This is a genomic window from Brevibacterium linens (genome assembly GCF_003999335.1).
Lineage (GTDB): Bacteria > Actinomycetota > Actinomycetes > Actinomycetales > Brevibacteriaceae > Brevibacterium > Brevibacterium linens.
Genome location: NZ_CP026734.1, coordinates 2,718,590 through 2,735,950 on the forward strand (window position 1 = coordinate 2,718,590; position 17,361 = coordinate 2,735,950).

Sequence of the window (17,361 nt, forward strand, 5' to 3'; positions counted from 1 at the left end):
TTAGCAGATACCTCTACTATCTATTACGGATAGTTAAACTACCTATTAGAAGGAGAGGCCATGGACGCCGTCGCATTGGCCACGGTCCTCGTCACCGGTTTCGTCGGCTCAGCGGAGTTCGGGTCGGCTGCCCTGGTCCACCCGGTGATCCGTCGACTGGGGACGGACGATCAGCTCATCATGGAGAAGGGCCTGCTGAAGACGTTCGGCCGGGTGATGCCGGTGGGGATGACCGCGGCGACCGCGCTTGCCATCATCATTGCCATCGATGAGCCCAACGTCTGGCTGGTCTCAGCTGCAATCAGCCTCGGCGTCGCTCTGGTCGTGACGATCGTCGGGAACGTCCCGATCAATTCCCGGACGGGACGGATCACCGAGGAGACCGCCCCCACAGGTTTCATCGCCATGCGCAGACGGTGGGACGTCTTCCAGATCGTGCGCGCTTCGCTGCAATTGCTCGGATTCGTCCTGGTGACGGTCGGCGTCGTCGGATTCGGCTGAGGTTTCAGTCCATCCGTCGCCGGAGCTCGGCGACTCCGCTCCCGGTCAGGTCTGCCAATGCCTCCGGTCGGCCGGCCATGGCCATGACGAGATCGAGGAGACGACCCGCCACCTGCGGCCCGCTTCCGGATTCGAAGTCGGCGTCGACAGCACTGAGTCTCACCCCTTTGACCAGGGTCTTCGAGTTCACAGCGAAGTCCTTCGAGGCGAAGTATCGGGCCACCTCGACTGTCGCCTCGGCGTCGGGGATCAGGTCGAGCTCGAGTGGTCGTGCGATGTCCTGTCCGTGAACGATGACTTCGCCGAGGAAGGCCGGGAAGTCCTTGGTCGGCGCGATAGTCAGTGAGATCGAGCTGTGGAACTTCGCAAGGGTCTCCTCAGGTGAGCCACCGAGGCTGCGCTCGAGCAGTCGCGCGTTGTGCTTAGCCGGGTCGAAACCCGCCCGGACGATGCTGCGGATCCAGGCCCATCGTCCGGTGTTTGCCGCGACGCTCAGGTGGGCGACGACCTGCTCGACCGTCCAGTCTGCACACAGAGTGGCGAGCGCCCACTGCTCCGGCTCGAGGGTGGAGAGCAGATCGGCCAGGCGCGCGCGTTCCGTGTGAATGAGATCCCAGTATTCGGTCTCGTTCATCTGCTCGTCCCCTGTGATTCGTCGCCGGAGACGCTCACGCGCCCTTCACCTTCTAAGTCGAACAGCAATCGGAAGCGTTCGCAGACGACCGGCATCTCGAACGAGAACCCGCGTCGACCATGCTCCTGCCAAAACCGCTCATGGATCTCGCGCCAGACGGCCAGGGTTCGGTCGCCCTCACCTTCCGAATGGGCATGCTCGGCGGTCACCTCGCAGAACGGAACGATGTCGATCGCCGTGGTTTCGATGAGGGCTCTCGGCCGGCCTCGGCCGTCGAGGATGATGCTCAGTTCGCCCACCTCGGGGACGGATTCGTCATCGGCTTCGATGTCCCACAGCGCCGAGGCGGTGCCTGTCTTCGTCCCAGCCAGCACAAGAGCGAGGAGGTCGTCCGCATGCTCGGGAGTCGCCCCGAAGGCCCATGCTTCAGGCATCGCCTCCGGTAGGTCGGGGTTGCAGTTTCTCGCCGTCGACCAAAAAGCGCCGAGGTCGCCGTTGCCGGGCTCTGCGCCACTCATCCGTCATTGTCCTCAAGTCCGACGAACATCTCACGCCTCAGGGCATCGACATGGACACGGGTGACCTCGATGGCGGCGAGGGGATCATGATTCCGCAACGCAGCCACAAGCCGCCGGTGATGATCACGGCCCTCCTCGAGCTGCTCCTGCGGGTAGGGCACGAAGTACTTCGTGAGTCCGCCATAACAGGCCAGGTAGGTCGGGGCCTCGGGCAGGCCGCTGATCTCGGCGACGAATCGGTGGAAACGGGTGTCAGGAATATGGTGCTCATGCCAGTCCTCGGCATCGGCCGACGCTTGGATGAGAGCATCGAGCTCATCACACTGCTCGGGGGTGGCCCGCATCGCCGCCTCAGCCACAATTGCCGATTCCATCAGACTGCGCTGGTCGATGAGTCGGTGGATCGCGTCGGCGTCTGCTCTGTAGGCGGTGACAGCGGAGTCGTTGAGGTGTGGCGGATCGTCGGCGACGAAGGTTCCGCCACCGCGGCCCCGCCTGCGCACGAGGACTCCGTCATCGACGAGACTCTCGAGGCCGCGTCGAGCGGTGATGACGCTGACCTCCAGGCCCGCCGCCAGGAGCTCGGTCTTCGGCAGTCTGCTGCCCGGCGCGAGCAGAGCGTGCTCGATGGAGAGCAGAACTCGGGCTCGGACGGTATCGACGGCAGACAGCCGAGTGAGCTCCGCGGCTCCAGGGGCGGCGAACAGCGTTCGATCGACCGCATCAGCCTGGCCGGAGTCCGCACCGGCAGAGTCCACGCCCGCAGGATCGGGTGCCGAAGAATTTCTCGCTGCCATGTATTGAGTCTAACGTCACATCGACTTATAGTGATCAAACTGATCAATTAAAACGGCAGTGAGACGAAGCACCGTTTTCGCCGGAGAGGGGACCGAAGTGGACACCACTGAAACGGCCGTCGGGCTGGCCCAGCGTGCGCCCCTGACCAGGCCGGACCCGTTAGCCGACTTTCGTGCGGACGTGGCGGCCGCCTCGGCGAGGTTTCCCGAGCTCGGAATGATCATCTATCCCGAGCTTCACCTGCACAGCGCCGACGACCTGCCTGCGAACGACCGTCCCGCGGCTCTGCGTGAGAAGGCTGTGCGACTCGACTCGGAGTTCGTCGCCGAGATCGGCCGCATCGCCGCCGAGCACAACATCTGGCTGTGCCCGGGCAGCATCGGTGAGATCGCCGACGACGGGAGCTTCTTCAACACCCAGCTGCTCTTCTCTCCTGCCGGTGATCTCGCCTCCACCTACCGCAAGATGTTCCCGTGGCGACCGTTCGAACCACATCGCCCGGGCACCGATTTCGTCGTCGCGCAGACTCCCGATCACGGCGCCTTCGGCCTCTCGATCTGCTACGACGCCTGGTTTCCCGAACACTCGCGTCATCTGGCGTGGATGGGTGCCGACGCGATCCTCAACATCGTCAAGACGACGAGCCAGGACCGCGAACAGGAACTGGTTCTCGCCCGCGCGAACGCAATCGTCAACCAGGTCTACGTGCTCAGCGTCAACTGCGCTGGACCGGTCGGCCGCGGGAGATCCATCGTCGTCGATCCCGAAGGACTCATCCTCGGCGAGGCGGGGCTCGGCGAAGACACGATCATCGTCCGCGTCGACCCCGGCCGGGTCGAACGCGTCCGCGAGATCGGGACCGCGGGGACAAATCGCATGTGGTCGCAGTTCGCCTGCGACGACGACCCGATCCCCCTCCCCCTCTACGGGGGCACCCTCGACCCGAAGCGCTGGTCACCCGGCCACGGCATTCGCTGAGCCGACTGCCGCACCCGAGCGGCCGCCCACCTCCGACAGCAAGCCACGACAATTCAGCACAGCAGGCACAGCTGCTACCCGGAATTCCGACATCGACAATGGAGCGATCATGTCCGACACCGTCACACTCAACCGCACACTCAAACTGCCGTCCCTGGTCATCTTCGGCCTCGCCTATCTCACCCCTCTCATCGTCCTCGGCATCTTCGGCGTCATCGCCTCCCAGACGAATGGGGCGAGCGCGAGCGCCTATCTGATCGCGCTCGGTGCGATGCTTTTCACTGCCAACAGCTATGGCCGCATGGCTGCGGCCTATCCGGTGGCGGGATCCGCGTACACCTATGTGCGCAAGACCATCGACGGGCGCGTCGGATTCCTCGTCGGCTGGGCGACGATGCTCGACTACCTGTTCCTGCCGATGGTCATCTGGCTCATCGGCGGCTCCTACCTGCAGGCGCAGTTCCCGGCCGTGCCGATGGCCATGTGGATCATCGGCTTCATCCTCCTCACCACGGTGCTCAATATCGTGGGAATCAAGGTCGCCGATCGGGTCAACCTCATCCTCATGTCGTTCCAGATCCTCGTCATCGTCTTCTTCGTCGCCCTGTCGCTGGCCGACGTGTTCGCCTCGGACGGCGGTGCCGGGCTGATCAGTGCGACCCCGTTCACCGGCGTCGACTCGACTCTCGTGGCCATCGGCGGCGGTGCCGCGGTCGCCGCGTATTCGTTCCTCGGATTCGATGCCGTCACCACCTTCACCGAGGAGACCATCGAGCCGCGTCGGACCGTACCGAAGGCCATTATGCTCATCGCGCTGATCGGCGGCGGCATCTTCGTCGTCGTGGCCTACGCGGTTCAGCTCGTGCACCCCGGCGGAGTCTTCGAGAATTCCGATGCCGCGGCGTTCGAGATCGCCAAGAGCATCGGCGGACATCTCTTCGGTGCGGTCTTCCTCGCCGCCCTTGTCATCGCTCAGTTCACGTCCGGCATCGCCGCTCAGGCCGCCGGCAGCCGTCTGCTCTATGCGATGGGACGCGACGGTGTGCTTCCGCGTAGCTTCTTCGGAAAGATCAGCCCGCGCTTCCACACTCCGGTGCTGTCGCTGCTGGCCATTGCCGCGATCGGTCTCATCGCGATCTTCATGAACGTGGCCACCTCGACCTCGTTCATCAACTTCGGCGCGTTCCTCGCATTCATCATGGTCAACGTCTCGGTCATCGTCTATTGGGTGCGTGAACGCCGAAGTGGACAGTCACACAATGCGCTCCTCTACCTCGTCTGCCCGATCATCGGCGTCATCGTCATCGGGTTCCTGCTCACTCAGCTCGACGTCCACGCGATCACCCTGGGCACCATATGGCTCGTCATCGGCGCCGTGATCCTCGGGGTGACGACGAAGGGCTTCCGCACCCAACCTTCGGAGCTGGCTGTTGATTCGGCCGATTCGGATCAGCCGACTTCAGCAAAGCACGTCTGAACAAGCCTGAACCGCCGGCCCCCATCATCGAGGTCGGCGCCCAACGAGGAGCACACTGACTCTGCTCAGGCCTCCTGCTTGAGAAACTCCCCGATCGCTTTGATCGTCGACGGGTTGTCGCTGTGCACGATCGCGCTCATACCCACCGCCCGAGCGTCCTCGGCGCAGACCTCATGGTCATCGATGAAGAACACGTCTCCGGCATCTGCACCCATCCGCTCAAGCGCATTCTCATAAGCCTCCGGCTCCGGCTTGAGCAGACCGGTTTCGTGGCTGTAGAGGATCGGGTCGAAGACGGCGCTGAAACCGAACCGTCGCTCCTCCTCGGCGCGAGCACCGTCGACCGAGTTCGACAGAATCGCCACGTCGGCGCGCGAGCGGAGTGCGGATGCATATTCGAACAGCTCACCATTGAGCCGGCCGCAGTACTCGTCCCACATGTCCGCCTGCATCGACTCGATCAGGTTCGAATCCATCTCGAGCGCTCGGCCCAACTTCGACCAATATTCGATCCGCGTATCCGCGCGACGATCGATGACCGGCAAGTCCGCCGCCAGAATGCGCGCCCGATACTCCTCGGCCGAGAATCCGGATCGCTCCTGCCACCGGCGAAAGAAATGCTGTCCCCAGGTGTCATCATCAACGACCTCCAGCACACCCCCGATATCGAAGAGCACCCACTTCCTCGAGCTCATGAGGCAAGACTACCTGCCGATGCCCGCGCTGCGCGTGTGTTGGAAAGCCCAGTTTGAAGCGAATAGCCCGACTTCAAACATGTGCTGCCCACCCTAAAACGTGCCGTACCCTGCCGCGCGCCGTACCGCACCGTCCCGCAATAAAAAACACCCCGCCTCTTGTAATAGTGTGCGTCACACACTATCGTGTGATGCATGAACGAAGAAGCAGTGAAGGCTCTGGCCACCCACGAACAGGAGCTGCGACGCGGCACCGTGGTCTTCGCCAGCCTCGTCGCCTGTCGACGGCCGCAGTACGGCTACTCGCTGCTGACGACGCTGACCGAAGCCGGCATCGCCACCGAAGCGAACACCCTCTACCCCCTGCTGCGGCGGCTGGAGAAACAGGGGCTGCTCACATCGGTTTGGAACACCGAACAAGCCCGTCCCCGCAAGTACTACACGCTCACCGACAGCGGCGCCGAAGTCGCCGCCGCACTGCACAGCCACTGGCTCGAACTCGACTCCAGCATCACCAAGCTCTGGAAGGACGGCACCCCATGAGTGCGCTCACCGAAATCTACGTCGACAACGTCACCCGCCACCTCCCCGAAGAGTCCCGCCCGGACATCGCCGCCGAGATCACCGCCACGATCGACGACATGGTCTACGCCCGCCTCGGCGAGGATGCCGACAGTTCCCCGGATCACACGGCGACTGTCGAACGCGAAGTCCTCGAAGAGCTCGGCGATCCCGTCGCGCTGTCTCGGGAGTACTCGAACTCACCACAGCATTTCATCGGCCCGAAATCGTACCCGCTCTTCCTCTGGAGCCTGCGCTGGATCCTGCCGGCCGTCGGCCTGCTGGCCATTCTCACGAATGTCGTGGTCACCCTCGCCACCTCCCCCGACGTCCAGATCGGCGAACTGATCGGCAAGACCGTCGGCAGCACCGTCACCGCGCTGCTGACCGCCTTCGCCGTCATCACGATCATCATCGGCCTCGGCGACCGCAGTTCGGACGGCGGCGCAGCCGAAACGATGCGCAAACGGAAGTCGGGCACGTGGACGATCGATGACCTCGACCGTCGCGATTCCCACAGCAGGCAGATCCGCGCCGAGGCGGGGCTCGGGCTGGTCTTCATCGTCGCCCTGGCAGCCATCCCATTCATCCCCACGACCCTGCTCTACGTCGGCCACCTCAACAATGGGGAGACGTTCATCAACCCCGACCTCGGCGTCGGCTGGCTGGTCGGCTACTGGGCCTTCCTTGCCCTCATGGCCGCCGTCGAGATCATCAAGTTCACGACCGCCTCGGCGAAACCGGCCGTCGCCCTCATCGGCGGAATCGTCGACGTCGCCATGGCCGTCTTCCTCACCATCGCGCTGCTCACTCAGCCGGTCCTCCACCTCGAGCTCACGAACACCGCGAACGCCGACATCCAGCAGATCATCACGGTCATCGCGATCTGGACCATCGTGATCTGGGACCAGGTGAGCACCTGGCGGATCTATCGCCGCAATCGTCGGTGAGGTTGTGCGGTCGGGACGGCCACCTGCCGTCCCGATCGCACAGCTGCCGACCCGATCGCACACCAGCCGTCCCGGTCGCACAGCTGCCGAAAGGCCTCAGGGGCGGCGGCTGGCGATGACCGTGAACTTCTTGTTCCGGGCCAGCTGCTGACTCGGTCCGATGATCGATTCGAGACGATCCCGGTAGCGCAGATGCGAATTGAACACCGTGAGCACCTGCCCGCCCGGAGCCAGATGCTCGGCGGCCGTGGCCATGAGCGCCGCGGCCGTCTCTGTCTCGATGGTCGTTCCCTGATGGAACGGCGGATTGAGCAGGACCAGGTCGAATCCGCCCAGGCCCGCGAGCGCCGGCTCTTCCCGGTCCGCGGCATCACCGAGGATGATGTCAACGTCGACTCCGTTCGCCTCCGCTGTGGCCCTCGCCGAGGTGACCGCCGCCTTCGACACATCGACGCCGAATCCCGTATTCGCCCCCGAGGCCCGCATGGCCACGGTGAGCAGCCAACCGTTGCCGCAGCCGAGGTCGAGCACAGACTCCAGCGCTTCACCCGGGAGCAGCCCCAGCAGAGAGTCGATGAGCAGCTCCGAGCCCTCATCGCTCTTCGTCCCGGAGAAGCAGGCCCCATGTGCGCGGACTTCGAGCTCACCGACACCGCCGTGGGAGATCACTCCGCGGCGCGGGAATTCCGGCAGGCTCGGAGAGGACAGGGGGCGGCTGCCGATGATCATCCGGTGCTTGCCGACCCCGGGAGAGACATCGACTCGACCGAAGCCGCGGGCAAGTTCCTTGTTGACGCCGCGGCTCATCGCATCGCTGCGGCCGATGACGATGATGGTGCTCACGAACGGCTGCAGCACCGCGATCGTCTCGGTGAGCGCGTTCAGCGCCTTCGGAGCGTTGACGACGGCCCAGGTCTCCCCCACCGCGAGTTCGGCCAGTTCCGCGATCTCTCTGAGCTCGCTCACCGCCAGCACGGGTGCCGCTTCGGTACCGAGCTCTCCGGCTACTCCCGCGGAATCGCCGGCGCCGGCCGAAGACTCGACCGCCGCAGCCGAGGCCCGCGCCTCGTCGAGCCGGTCGTTGTATGTGCACACCTGCGTCAGACGGCTGAGCAGGGTCGCCTGCAGGCCGTGCCCATCATCGACGAGGATGAGGTTCTCAGGGACCTCAGCTGAGAGTTCGGCGGCGACGAAGGCGCCTTCGGTGTCTCGGCCCGAGACGTCGAGGACTCCGCAGCGGCGTCCGATGACGTAATCGATGAGCATCCGCGCCTGCGGCAGACCGGGCATGTCGCTCAGCCGGGGGTAAGCCGCCAACAGTTCCCGGCTGCGGTGGGCGGCGGCGGAGTCAGAGGGCAGCAGGGAGGCGGACATTCGATCAGTCTAAACCGAGCGGGCCGTGTGCCGCCTCCTCGCTTGTGTGCCGTCAATCACCGGCCGAGGCCCTCCCCGCAGAGTGAACAGCCACCCGTCCGAACTGGGCGGATATGCTAGTAGTTGAGAGAGCTTCGTCCAATGTCGCACCAGGAGAGATCATGACAATCCTCGTCGGTTATTCCCCGTCGTCCGAAGGCAAGGCCGCTGTCGAATTCGGCATCGAGCAGGCCCGCGCATTCGACGACGTCCTCGTCGTGCTCAATGCCGGAATCGGTGAGACCCCCGACGAACGCGGCGTCGCCACCAGCAAAGACATCGAGGAGCTCAAGGAGACTCTGAAGTCCTCCGACGTCTCCCACGAGATCCTTCAGTTCCTCCGCGGCAACGATCCCGTCGAAGAGCTCCTGGCGCTGGCCGAGGCGACCTCCGACACCCGCATGATTGTCATCGGTTCACGCCGCCGCTCCCCTGTCGGCAAGCTCATCATGGGGTCGACGGCCCAACGCATCATCCTCGACTCCGACGTCCCCGTCGTCTCGGTCAAGGTCGACCGACGGACGAAGAAGTAGCCGCGGCGAAGGACTCCCGATACTGCGATGGGCTCGTCCCGACCGAGCGGCGGAAGTGCTCACGCAGCTGGGTCGCCGACGAATAGCCGACCTTCCGCCCGATCGTCTCGATCGACAGGTCGCTGACCTCGAGCAGCTCCTGTGCCGCGCGGATCCGCTCCTGCGTGATCCATTGCAGCGGTGTCGTTCCGAGCTCCTGCTTGAACCGCCTGCCCAGCTGCCGTACGGACACTTTCGCGTGCCGGGCCAGGGCAGGTGCGTCGATGTCCTCGCCGAGGCGGCTCGCCGCCCACTCGAGCGTGGCCGAGAGCCCCTGATCGGCGGCTGCGGGAACCGGCCGCTCGACGAACTGCAGCTGGTTTCCGCTGCGGGCCGGGGCGACGACCATTCTCCGCGCGATCATGCGGCCCGTCGTCGCTCCGATCTCGCGTCGGACGATGTGCAGACAGGCGTCGATCGCCGCAGCGGTGCCCGCGGCCGTGACGATCTGCCCCGCATCGGTGAACAGGTTGGCCTCGACGACGTCGATGCGTGGGAAATCGCGTGCCAACTGGTCGGCGAACAGCCAGTGAGTGCTCGCCTGACGACCATCGAGGAGGCCCGCGCCGGCGAGCAGGAAAGCACCGCTGCACAGTGAGACGATCACGGCACCCTCCGAATGGGCACGGCGGAGGGCTGCCTGTTCCGCCTCGGTGCCGGTGTGGGGCAGGCTGGCGCTGACGATGACGACGTCGGCGCCGCGAAGGCCCTCGAGACCGTGCGTGGACTCGATCCTCACCGTGGAGACGTGCTTCGTCTCCAACCAGCGCGGTCCGTCCTCCGAGCAGACGCGGAAGTCGATCGGCGGTGACCCGACTTCCGTGCGATCGATCCCGAAGACCTCGGCCGTAACGCCGAATTCGAAGAGTGAGAGCCCATTGCGAACGAGTACTGCTGCGGTGAACATGGTCCCATGTATGACCGAAAACCGGTGAGGCGTGTCGTTTAAGACACTCGTGGTTCTCAGCGATCGACGGTTGAGTGGAGTCATGACTTCACGACGCACCTCTGCGACCTCGGTCGCACCATCACAATCGTCTGCACCGAGGTTCCCCGACGGACACCATACGGGGTGGGCGAGGATCTGGTCACTCGGACCGGGCGTGGCCGCAGGCCTGTCATCCGTCGTCGGAGCCGGACTCATCGCGGTGCCGGCCGCCGTCCTGCATGAGTCCGGAGGCGCGGCCGCTCTCACCTGGATCATCGCGGCGCTCGTCTGCCTGCCCATGCTCATGCTCTTCCGCGACACCGTCACCGCCTCGGGGCACAGCGCCGATCCTCTTCGCGAGACGATCGGGGTCGGGCTGGGGCGTCGTCCCGCGGAGATGGTCCCCCTCATGTTCTCGATGGTCGTGGTCGTCGGACTGCCCTCGGGGTCCGTGATGGCGGCGCGGAACCTCGCGGCCATCATGGCCATCGACGTTCCCGAGATCGCGATCGCCGCCGCGCTCATGGCCTTCGCCGTCGTCGTCAATCTGCGCGGCCGGTCGCTGGGCAGCACTGTCGAGCGCGTCGGCGCGGTGGTCCTCGCCATCGCCATCGTCGCGGTCGTCGCCTGGTCTCTGCTGCACCCGAGCCGAACGCCCGACGTCGTCCCCGACATCCCCGAGCTGGCCCTCATCCCCGCCGGGGCGCTCATCGCGTTCTGGGCGTTCATCGGCTTCGAGAATCTCACCTTCCTCGCCCGTGAGCTGCCGGATCCACGGCGTGACTTCGCCCCGGTGGCGATCATCTCGCTGGCACTGCTGCTGGTCCTCGTCCTCACCCTCACCGTGGCCGTTCAGGCGCAGTCGAGCCAGGTCGATCGGGTCACCGGGATCGTCGACGCTCTGCGGTCCACGCCGTGGGGAGGAGTCGCCGCAAGCGTCCTGGCCGCCATGGGGATCCTGGCGATCACGCTCAATGCCGTGGCCTGGACTGGACCAGGGGCGTGGCCACCATCGTCGCTGTGGCCGCGACGGAGCGGATTCTGCCGCGGTCCTTGGCCGTCGAAACCGGTGCGACGCCGCGCCGGGCCATCCTGGTCCTCAGCGTCGGATTCACGGTGTCGCTGGTGATTCTCCTGGTGAGACCGGATCTCGTCGTCGACATGATCGGCGCGGCCAGCGGCGTCTTCGTCATCATCTACATCATGTGCATCGTCGCCTACGTCCGCACCGCCGGACTGCGAGTGTGGAGCGTCGCCAATCTCGCGCTCGTCCCGCTCATGGCATGGTCGCTCATCGCATCGGGGCCCCGCGCGATCTTTTCCGTCGCGGTCTTCCTCGTCGCCGGTGCGGTCACCCTCGCCCGGGCCCGAAACCGAGCGTGAGGTCCTTCAGTCACCGACGATGGCGGCGACCAGGGCGTCGACGTCCTCGGTCGTCGTATCGAACGCACACATGAGGCGGACGATGTCCTTGACCAACGGCCAGTCCCCGAAGGCGAACGTCTGCCGGGCCCGGGCGGCCACCTCGGCGGGCATCCGGACGAACACGACGTTCGACTCGACCTTCTGCACGATCTCGAGCCCGGGGACACGGCCGCGTTCGGCCGCCTCGGCGAGTCTGTGGGCAAGGTGCTGCGCCATCGCATTCGACCGGGTGGCGGAGTTGCGCCACAGATCGCCCTCGTACAGTGCGTTCAGCTGAGCGGAGAGGAAGCGCATCTTCGAGGCCAGCTGCAGGTTCATCTTGCGCAGGAATCGCATTCCGTGGCCGATGTCGGGGTTCAGAACGACGACCGCCTCGGCACCGAGCAGGCCGTTCTTCGTTCCGCCGAGGCTGAGGATGTCGACTCCGACCACAGTCGTGATGTCGCCGAGTCCGACGCCGAGGTGGGCGGCGGCATTGCCGAGTCGGGACCCGTCGACGTGGAGGATCATGTCGTTCTCGTGCGCGGTGGCCGCGATCGCCGCGATCTCGTCCGGGGTGTAGGTCGTGCCCCATTCGGTGGACTGGGAGATGCTCACGGCCAGCGGCTGCGCATTGTGTTCGTGGCCGCGGCCGATGATCGCACCCATGATGGTTTCGGGGGTGAGTTTGCCGTTCTCGGTGGCGGCACCGACGATCTTGAGCCCGCCGACCTTCTCCGGGGCTCCGGTTTCGTCGTAGTTGATATGCGCCGAGGCGGCCGTGATCACTGCGGCCCACCGCGGCAGCGCCGACTGCAGGGCCAGGACATTGGCTCCGGTGCCGTTGAAGACGGGGAACGCCTGGGCCTCGGGCCCGAAATGGTGGGCCATGATGTCGCGGAAGCGCTGTGTCCACGGGTCGCCGCCGTAGCCGGGCGTGTGGCCGACGTTGGCCTCGGCGATGGCGGTGATGACTTCGGGGTGGACTCCGGCCCAGTTGTCGGAGCCGAAGTTGCGCGGGTGCGCGGTCGGTCTGGTGTCGACGGGCGGGGCGGCGGTGCCGATGTCGGGGAGGGTGTCCGCGGGGTTCGTCGACGGCGTTGTCTGATCAGGTGTCTGGGAGTTCACGCTCTCAGACTAGTACGTGCCGCGCGAGGTATGCAGTGCGGTCCACGCGCGGCGAATTGTCCGGAGTGGAGTCGCCGGCGTCACGCACCTCTCCATACACCCGCTGGCTCAACGTGCATGCGCAGAGCATGTGTGCGCTGCGCCCGCACGTTGACCCAGCTGTTGCGCACCGCCACAATCGGCGCAGTTCATCCTCCAAAGACAGCAGCTGGCTCAAAGTGCAGGAGCGCGAGCAGAGCATTTATGCCGTGCGCGCGCCTGCACTTTGAGCCAGCTGGTATGCACTGAGGGCGAGCCAGCCGGTCGAAATCGGCTGGCCCGCCCTCAGCAGCGGTTGCGTCTCACGCGACTCAGGCGAGGAGTTCGCGCATGAGTTCAGCGGTCTCGGTCGGGGTCTTGCCGACCTTGACGCCTGCAGCCTCGAGGGCTTCCTTCTTGGCCTGAGCGGTTCCCGAGGAGCCGGAGACGATGGCGCCGGCGTGGCCCATGGTCTTGCCCTCGGGAGCGGTGAAGCCTGCGACGTAGCCGACGACCGGCTTCGTCACGTTCTCCTTGATGAAGGCTGCGGCACGCTCTTCGGCGTCTCCGCCGATCTCGCCGATCATGACGATGGCTTCGGTGTCAGGATCGGCTTCGAAGGCTTCGAGCGCATCGATGTGCGTGGTGCCGATGACCGGGTCTCCGCCGATGCCGATGGCGGTCGAGAAGCCGAGGTCACGCAGCTCGTACATCATCTGGTAGGTCAGGGTGCCGGACTTCGAGACGAGGCCCAGCTTGCCCTTCTTCGTGATGTTGGCCGGGATGATGCCGGCCAGCGACTCACCGGGGGTGATGATGCCCGGGCAGTTGGGCCCGATGATGCGGGTGGCGTTTCCGGCCGCCTGCGCACGAGCCCAGACCTCGGCCGAATCCTGCACGGGGATGCCCTCGGTGATGATGACGAGCAGACCGATCTTCGCGTCGATGGCCTCGATCGCGGCGTCCTTGGAGAATGCCGGCGGCACGAAGGCCACGGACACGTCAGCACCGGTGGCTTCCATCGCCTCGGCGACGGAACCGAAGACGGGGAGTTCGACCTCGTTGCCGTCCTTGTCGTTGTGCGTCACGGTGGTGCCGGCCTTGCGGGCGTTGACACCGCCGACGACGTTCGATCCGGCAGCGAGCATACGAGCGGTGTGCTTCGAGCCCTCTCCGCCGGTGATGCCCTGGACGATGATCTTCGAATCGGAATTCAGGAAGATAGACATTGTTGTAGAGACCTTTCCTTACTTGGCAGCAGCCAATTCGGCGGCCTTGTCGGCTCCACCGTCCATCGTGTCAGTGAGCGTGACGAGCGGGTGCGCTGCCTTCTGCAGGATGGCGCGCCCCTCTTCCACGTTGTTGCCGTCGAGGCGGACGACGAGCGGCTTGGTGGCCTGGTCGCCGAGGATCTCGAGGGCCTTGACGATGCCGTCGGCCACAGCGTCACAGGCGGTGATTCCGCCGAAGACGTTGACGAACACGGACTTCACCTGGTCATCGCCGAGGATGACGTCGAGTCCGTTGGCCATGACCTCAGCCGAGGCGCCGCCTCCGATGTCGAGGAAGTTCGCGGGCTTGACGCCGCTGTGGTTCTCACCTGCATAGGCGACGACGTCGAGGGTCGACATGACCAGTCCTGCGCCGTTGCCGATGATTCCGACCTCACCGTCGAGCTTGACGTAGTTGAGGTCGAGCTTCTTGGCCTTGAGTTCCAGCGGGTTCTCTGCGCTGATGTCGCGCAGCTCCTCGTGCTCCTCGTGGCGGAAGTCGGCGTTGTCATCGAGCGAGACCTTGCCGTCGAGGGCGATGATGTCACCGGCACCGGTCTTGACCAGCGGGTTGACCTCGACGAGGGTGGCGTCTTCCTTTTCGAAGACGGTCCACAGGCTGGTCAGCACGGGGGCGACCTTCGCGGCGGTATCGGCGTCGAAGCCGGCCGCCTCCGCGATCTCTGCCGCCTTGGCATCGTTGATGCCGTCGATGGCGGAGACGGGGATCTTGGCGAGCGCTTCCGGACGTTCCACGGCCAACTGCTCGATCTCCACTCCGCCTTCCTTCGAGCACATGGCCAGGTAGGTGCGGTTGGACCGGTCGAGGAGGACGGAGAAGTAGTACTCCTCAGCAATGTCGGCACCTTCGGCGATCATCACCTTTTCGGTGATGTGGCCCTTGATGTCGAGACCCAGGATGTCCTTGGCGCGTGCCTCGGCCTCATCGGGGTTCTTGGCGACCTTGACGCCGCCGGCCTTTCCACGGCCGCCGATCTTGACCTGAGACTTGACGACGACGACACCGCCGCCAAGATCTTCGGCTGCCTTCTTCGCTGCTTCTGGCGTCGTCGCGACCTGGGCCTTGAGCACGGGCACTCCGTGCTTCTCGAACAGGTCACGTGCTTGATACTCGAAAAGATCCACGTGTATTCCTTCGCTCTCACTGCCGGGTGGTTGGCCCCTGCAGGTTCGTTGACGGATGCAACAACCAAGGACAACCATATTCCCAAACGCACCCGTCCATCCAACCTTGCAGGTTAAATGGACCCTGAGCGTAAGGAATCTCTCGTCAAAAAGTATCTTTGCGCTCAAGATTCTTGATATGGACGTAAAATCGTTTCATGGACGAAGTGGATCGAATTGTCGCAGCCTGGCGACGTGAGCGTCCGGATCTCGACGTCTCCCCGATGGAGATCCTCTCCCGAGTCTCGCGTCTGGCCAGGCAGTTGGACCTGGCGCGGAAGGCGAGCTTCTCCGACTACGGAATCGAGGGCTGGGCCTTCGACGTGCTCTCCGCCCTCCGCCGAGCCGGTGAGCCCTATCAGCTCTCCCCCTCGACCCTGCTGCAGGAGACACTCGTCACGAGCGGCACCATGACCAATCGCATCGACCGCCTCGTCGCCCGCGGTTGGGTCGAACGCCGCCCCGATCCCGGTGATCGACGCGGAGTGCTCGTCCACCTCACCGACAGCGGCCGCGCCACCGTCGATTCCGCCCTGGCCGATCTGCTGGTGAAGGAGCGGGAGATCCTCAGCGGACTCACCCCCGCCGGCAGCCGAAAACTGGCCGCACTGCTGCGCGAGCTGTCCACCGGCTTCGACGGCAGCGAGGACTGAGCCATGCACGACGACCTCACGGATTTCCCGGGCGCACAGCCGCCTCGGCGAGAACCCGTCCACGGTCGATATGTCGACCTCGAACCCATCGATCCGACCGTCCACGGCGATTCGCTCTTCTCCGCGGTCTCGGCACCGGACGGGATCGAGGAGCGGTTCCGCTACCTGCCGCAGACACCGCAGACCGAACGCAGCGACTTCGATACCTGGATCGCCGAGGCGGCCACCTCGTCCGATCCCCTCTTCTTCGCCGTCGTGGACCGGTCCACGGGGCGGGCCGAGGGCCGGCAGGCGCTCATGCGCATCGACGCCGCCAACGGCGTCATGGAAATCGGACACATCCTCTGGGGTCCGGGGCTGGCCCGGACTCGCGCGGCCACCGAGGCGCTCTTCCTCTGCGCCGATCTCGCCTTCGCCTCCGGTTTCCGACGGTTCGAGTGGAAATGCGATGACGCGAATGCACCGTCGAAGAAAGCCGCCGAACGCTTCGGGTTCACCTTCGAAGGGATCTTCCGGCAGCATCTCGTGTACAAGGGCCGCAACCGCGACACCGCGTGGTTCTCGATCATCGACAGCGAATGGCCGGCCCTGCGAACGGCATATGAGCAGTGGCTCGACGAAGCGAACTTCGATGCCGCAGGTGCCCAGCGGCAGAGCCTGCGCGAACTCATCGCCGCAGCACGCCGCGGCTGAGTCGGCAGGGCCGGACGGCGCGGCCGGACGTCAGGTCTGTGGCGTCAGGTCTGTGGCGTCAGGTCTGTGGCGTCAGGACGCAGCCTCGCGCCCGGGCAGAGGCCTCGCGCCCGCCCCGCTTTCGCCGCCTTGCCGCGCGTCCACCCGGGCACGGGCCGTCGCGCACACTAGGCTGGAAGCCATATCACTTGGACGCTGACGACACCTCGAGGAACCATGCGACTTCGCCCCCTTGCCCTGCTGTCCGCCGCTGCGATTGCTGCCACGATGACGGCCTGCGTGGCGACACCCAACGAGACCCGGCCCCAGCCGCGACCCTCGGTGAGCAAAGAAGAGGTCACCCCGATCGAGACGCCGGACGATGCACCGAAGGTGTCCATCGTCGATTCCTCGCCGGGTGGGGCGAAGGACACCGACCCGCTGTGGCAGGGCCTCGCCGAGGCGGCCGAGAAGAAGACCGAGGCCTACCTCAAGGTCTACGTGCACACCGGCAACCCCGAGGTTCCCGATTCCGGCGAGACGACCGTGACTGCCGACAGCCCCGACAGCGTCAGCGTCACCGTCGATGCGGACAACGTCGATGACGGGGCGTCCCCGTTCCTGCTCATCCACGGCACCTTCGACGTCGAGGAGATCGGCAACTCGGCCTACACGCTGACAACCGTCGACGACGAAGACATCCCCGAGCTCGACCCGAAGGGCCCGAACGACGAGAAGCGCTGCACCGCCGATGACGCTCAGGACCGCATCGGGCTGGCCGCCGATGACCTCGCCGAGGATCCCGGCCGTCGCGAAGAATTCCGCCAGCAGTGGGGCGGCTCGCCTCGCGTGTGGTGGGGCATCCAGAAGACCGCCATCAGCCTCGGCGAAGAGGGCGGAGTCGCCGGCGACTTCCTCACCGAAGCCTGCGGCGAATACCTCCAATGATCTCTGCGCTCCGCCTCGGTCCGAGTTAAGTGGTGGCAGATTGCCATTCTGAGGCGG

20 protein-coding genes are annotated in these 17,361 nt (G+C 65.3%); 11 read left to right on the plus strand and 9 right to left on the minus strand.

Annotated features, from left to right (window positions below):
• Nucleotides 1-60: 60 nt before the first annotated feature.
• A complete protein-coding gene (locus tag CXR29_RS12315; protein ID WP_101553570.1) occupies nt 61-501 on the plus strand; it encodes an anthrone oxygenase family protein in 441 nt (146 codons plus the stop codon).
• Nucleotides 502-505: 4 nt separating this feature from the next.
• Here CXR29_RS12315 and CXR29_RS12320 read toward each other — a convergent pair whose 3' ends face one another.
• The 3 genes from CXR29_RS12320 to CXR29_RS12330 are packed head-to-tail and all read right to left on the minus strand — an operon-like array spanning nt 506 to nt 2,450.
• Nucleotides 506-1,135 carry a maleylpyruvate isomerase family mycothiol-dependent enzyme gene (locus CXR29_RS12320; protein ID WP_101595748.1) on the minus strand — a complete coding sequence of 210 codons (630 nt, stop codon included), beginning with the start codon at nt 1,133-1,135 and terminating at the stop codon, nt 506-508.
• Complete coding sequence (locus CXR29_RS12325; RefSeq protein ID WP_101595750.1) at nt 1,132-1,653, minus strand: ASCH domain-containing protein; 522 nt, start codon at nt 1,651-1,653, stop codon at nt 1,132-1,134. The genes CXR29_RS12320 and CXR29_RS12325 overlap by 4 nt, the downstream gene beginning before the upstream one ends.
• A complete protein-coding gene (locus CXR29_RS12330) occupies nt 1,650-2,450 on the minus strand; it encodes a FadR/GntR family transcriptional regulator (RefSeq protein ID WP_127364666.1) in 801 nt (266 codons plus the stop codon). The genes CXR29_RS12325 and CXR29_RS12330 overlap by 4 nt, the downstream gene beginning before the upstream one ends.
• Nucleotides 2,451-2,547: 97 nt before the next feature.
• On the opposite strand from CXR29_RS12330, the gene CXR29_RS12335 reads away from it, so the two are divergent.
• Both CXR29_RS12335 and CXR29_RS12340 read left to right on the plus strand, forming a co-directional pair.
• Entirely contained in the window at nt 2,548-3,429 is an 882-nt protein-coding gene (locus tag CXR29_RS12335) for a carbon-nitrogen hydrolase family protein (RefSeq protein WP_241241439.1), read from the plus strand.
• Between the two features lie 109 nt (nt 3,430-3,538).
• Nucleotides 3,539-4,906, plus strand: a complete 1,368-nt coding sequence (locus CXR29_RS12340) for an APC family permease (RefSeq protein WP_101595755.1) — start codon at nt 3,539-3,541, stop codon at nt 4,904-4,906.
• Nucleotides 4,907-4,971: 65 nt separating this feature from the next.
• Here the strand turns inward: CXR29_RS12340 and CXR29_RS12345 are convergent, their stop codons facing one another.
• Nucleotides 4,972-5,601, minus strand: coding sequence for an HAD-IA family hydrolase (locus CXR29_RS12345; RefSeq protein ID WP_241241440.1), 630 nt, complete (start codon nt 5,599-5,601; stop codon nt 4,972-4,974).
• A gap of 195 nt (nt 5,602-5,796) precedes the next feature.
• On the opposite strand from CXR29_RS12345, the gene CXR29_RS12350 reads away from it, so the two are divergent.
• Nucleotides 5,797-6,144 (plus strand): PadR family transcriptional regulator, encoded by a 348-nt coding sequence (locus tag CXR29_RS12350; protein ID WP_101553565.1) that lies wholly within the window; start codon nt 5,797-5,799, stop codon nt 6,142-6,144.
• Nucleotides 6,141-7,112, plus strand: coding sequence for an HAAS signaling domain-containing protein (locus CXR29_RS12355; RefSeq protein WP_127364667.1), 972 nt, complete (start codon nt 6,141-6,143; stop codon nt 7,110-7,112). The genes CXR29_RS12350 and CXR29_RS12355 overlap by 4 nt, the downstream gene beginning before the upstream one ends.
• A gap of 96 nt (nt 7,113-7,208) precedes the next feature.
• On the opposite strand, the gene CXR29_RS12360 is transcribed toward CXR29_RS12355, so the two are convergent.
• Entirely contained in the window at nt 7,209-8,486 is a 1,278-nt protein-coding gene (locus CXR29_RS12360; RefSeq protein WP_101553563.1) for a class I SAM-dependent methyltransferase, read from the minus strand.
• 161 nt (nt 8,487-8,647) lie between these two features.
• On the opposite strand from CXR29_RS12360, the gene CXR29_RS12365 reads away from it, so the two are divergent.
• The gene (locus tag CXR29_RS12365; protein ID WP_127364668.1) at nt 8,648-9,058 is read left to right on the plus strand and encodes a universal stress protein; all 411 of its coding nucleotides are present in this window, start codon (nt 8,648-8,650) and stop codon (nt 9,056-9,058) included.
• Here the strand turns inward: CXR29_RS12365 and CXR29_RS12370 are convergent.
• Nucleotides 9,030-10,004 (minus strand): GlxA family transcriptional regulator, encoded by a 975-nt coding sequence (locus CXR29_RS12370; RefSeq protein WP_127364669.1) that lies wholly within the window; start codon nt 10,002-10,004, stop codon nt 9,030-9,032. The two genes, CXR29_RS12365 and CXR29_RS12370, sit on opposite strands and share 29 nt — an antisense overlap.
• Before the next feature lie 82 nt (nt 10,005-10,086).
• Between CXR29_RS12370 and CXR29_RS12375 the strand changes: the two genes are divergently transcribed.
• Together CXR29_RS12375 and CXR29_RS12380 are read left to right on the plus strand one after the other, a co-directional pair.
• Entirely contained in the window at nt 10,087-11,154 is a 1,068-nt protein-coding gene (locus CXR29_RS12375) for an amino acid permease (protein ID WP_127364670.1), read from the plus strand.
• Nucleotides 11,151-11,408 (plus strand): hypothetical protein, encoded by a 258-nt coding sequence (locus CXR29_RS12380; protein WP_127364671.1) that lies wholly within the window; start codon nt 11,151-11,153, stop codon nt 11,406-11,408. Before CXR29_RS12375 ends, CXR29_RS12380 begins: the two co-directional genes overlap by 4 nt.
• A 6-nt stretch (nt 11,409-11,414) precedes the next feature.
• Here the strand turns inward: CXR29_RS12380 and CXR29_RS12385 are convergent, their stop codons facing one another.
• The 3 genes from CXR29_RS12385 to sucC form a co-directional block, all read right to left on the minus strand.
• Complete coding sequence (locus tag CXR29_RS12385; RefSeq protein ID WP_164742888.1) at nt 11,415-12,494, minus strand: threonine aldolase family protein; 1,080 nt, start codon at nt 12,492-12,494, stop codon at nt 11,415-11,417.
• 413 nt (nt 12,495-12,907) lie between these two features.
• The gene (gene sucD, locus CXR29_RS12390; RefSeq protein ID WP_101556126.1) at nt 12,908-13,804 is read right to left on the minus strand and encodes a succinate--CoA ligase subunit alpha; all 897 of its coding nucleotides are present in this window, start codon (nt 13,802-13,804) and stop codon (nt 12,908-12,910) included.
• 18 nt (nt 13,805-13,822) lie between these two features.
• The gene (sucC, locus tag CXR29_RS12395) at nt 13,823-14,992 is read right to left on the minus strand and encodes an ADP-forming succinate--CoA ligase subunit beta (protein WP_101556125.1); all 1,170 of its coding nucleotides are present in this window, start codon (nt 14,990-14,992) and stop codon (nt 13,823-13,825) included.
• Between the two features lie 197 nt (nt 14,993-15,189).
• Between sucC and CXR29_RS12400 the strand changes: the two genes are divergently transcribed.
• The 3 genes from CXR29_RS12400 to CXR29_RS12410 all read left to right on the plus strand — a co-directional run bounded on the left by CXR29_RS12400 (nt 15,190) and on the right by CXR29_RS12410 (nt 17,304).
• Nucleotides 15,190-15,684 carry a MarR family winged helix-turn-helix transcriptional regulator gene (locus CXR29_RS12400; RefSeq protein ID WP_127364673.1) on the plus strand — a complete coding sequence of 165 codons (495 nt, stop codon included), beginning with the start codon at nt 15,190-15,192 and terminating at the stop codon, nt 15,682-15,684.
• Nucleotides 15,685-15,687: 3 nt separating this feature from the next.
• Complete coding sequence (locus CXR29_RS12405; RefSeq protein ID WP_101556124.1) at nt 15,688-16,377, plus strand: GNAT family N-acetyltransferase; 690 nt, start codon at nt 15,688-15,690, stop codon at nt 16,375-16,377.
• A gap of 216 nt (nt 16,378-16,593) precedes the next feature.
• Nucleotides 16,594-17,304, plus strand: a complete 711-nt coding sequence (locus CXR29_RS12410; protein WP_101556123.1) for a hypothetical protein — start codon at nt 16,594-16,596, stop codon at nt 17,302-17,304.
• Nucleotides 17,305-17,361: the final 57 nt, after the last annotated feature.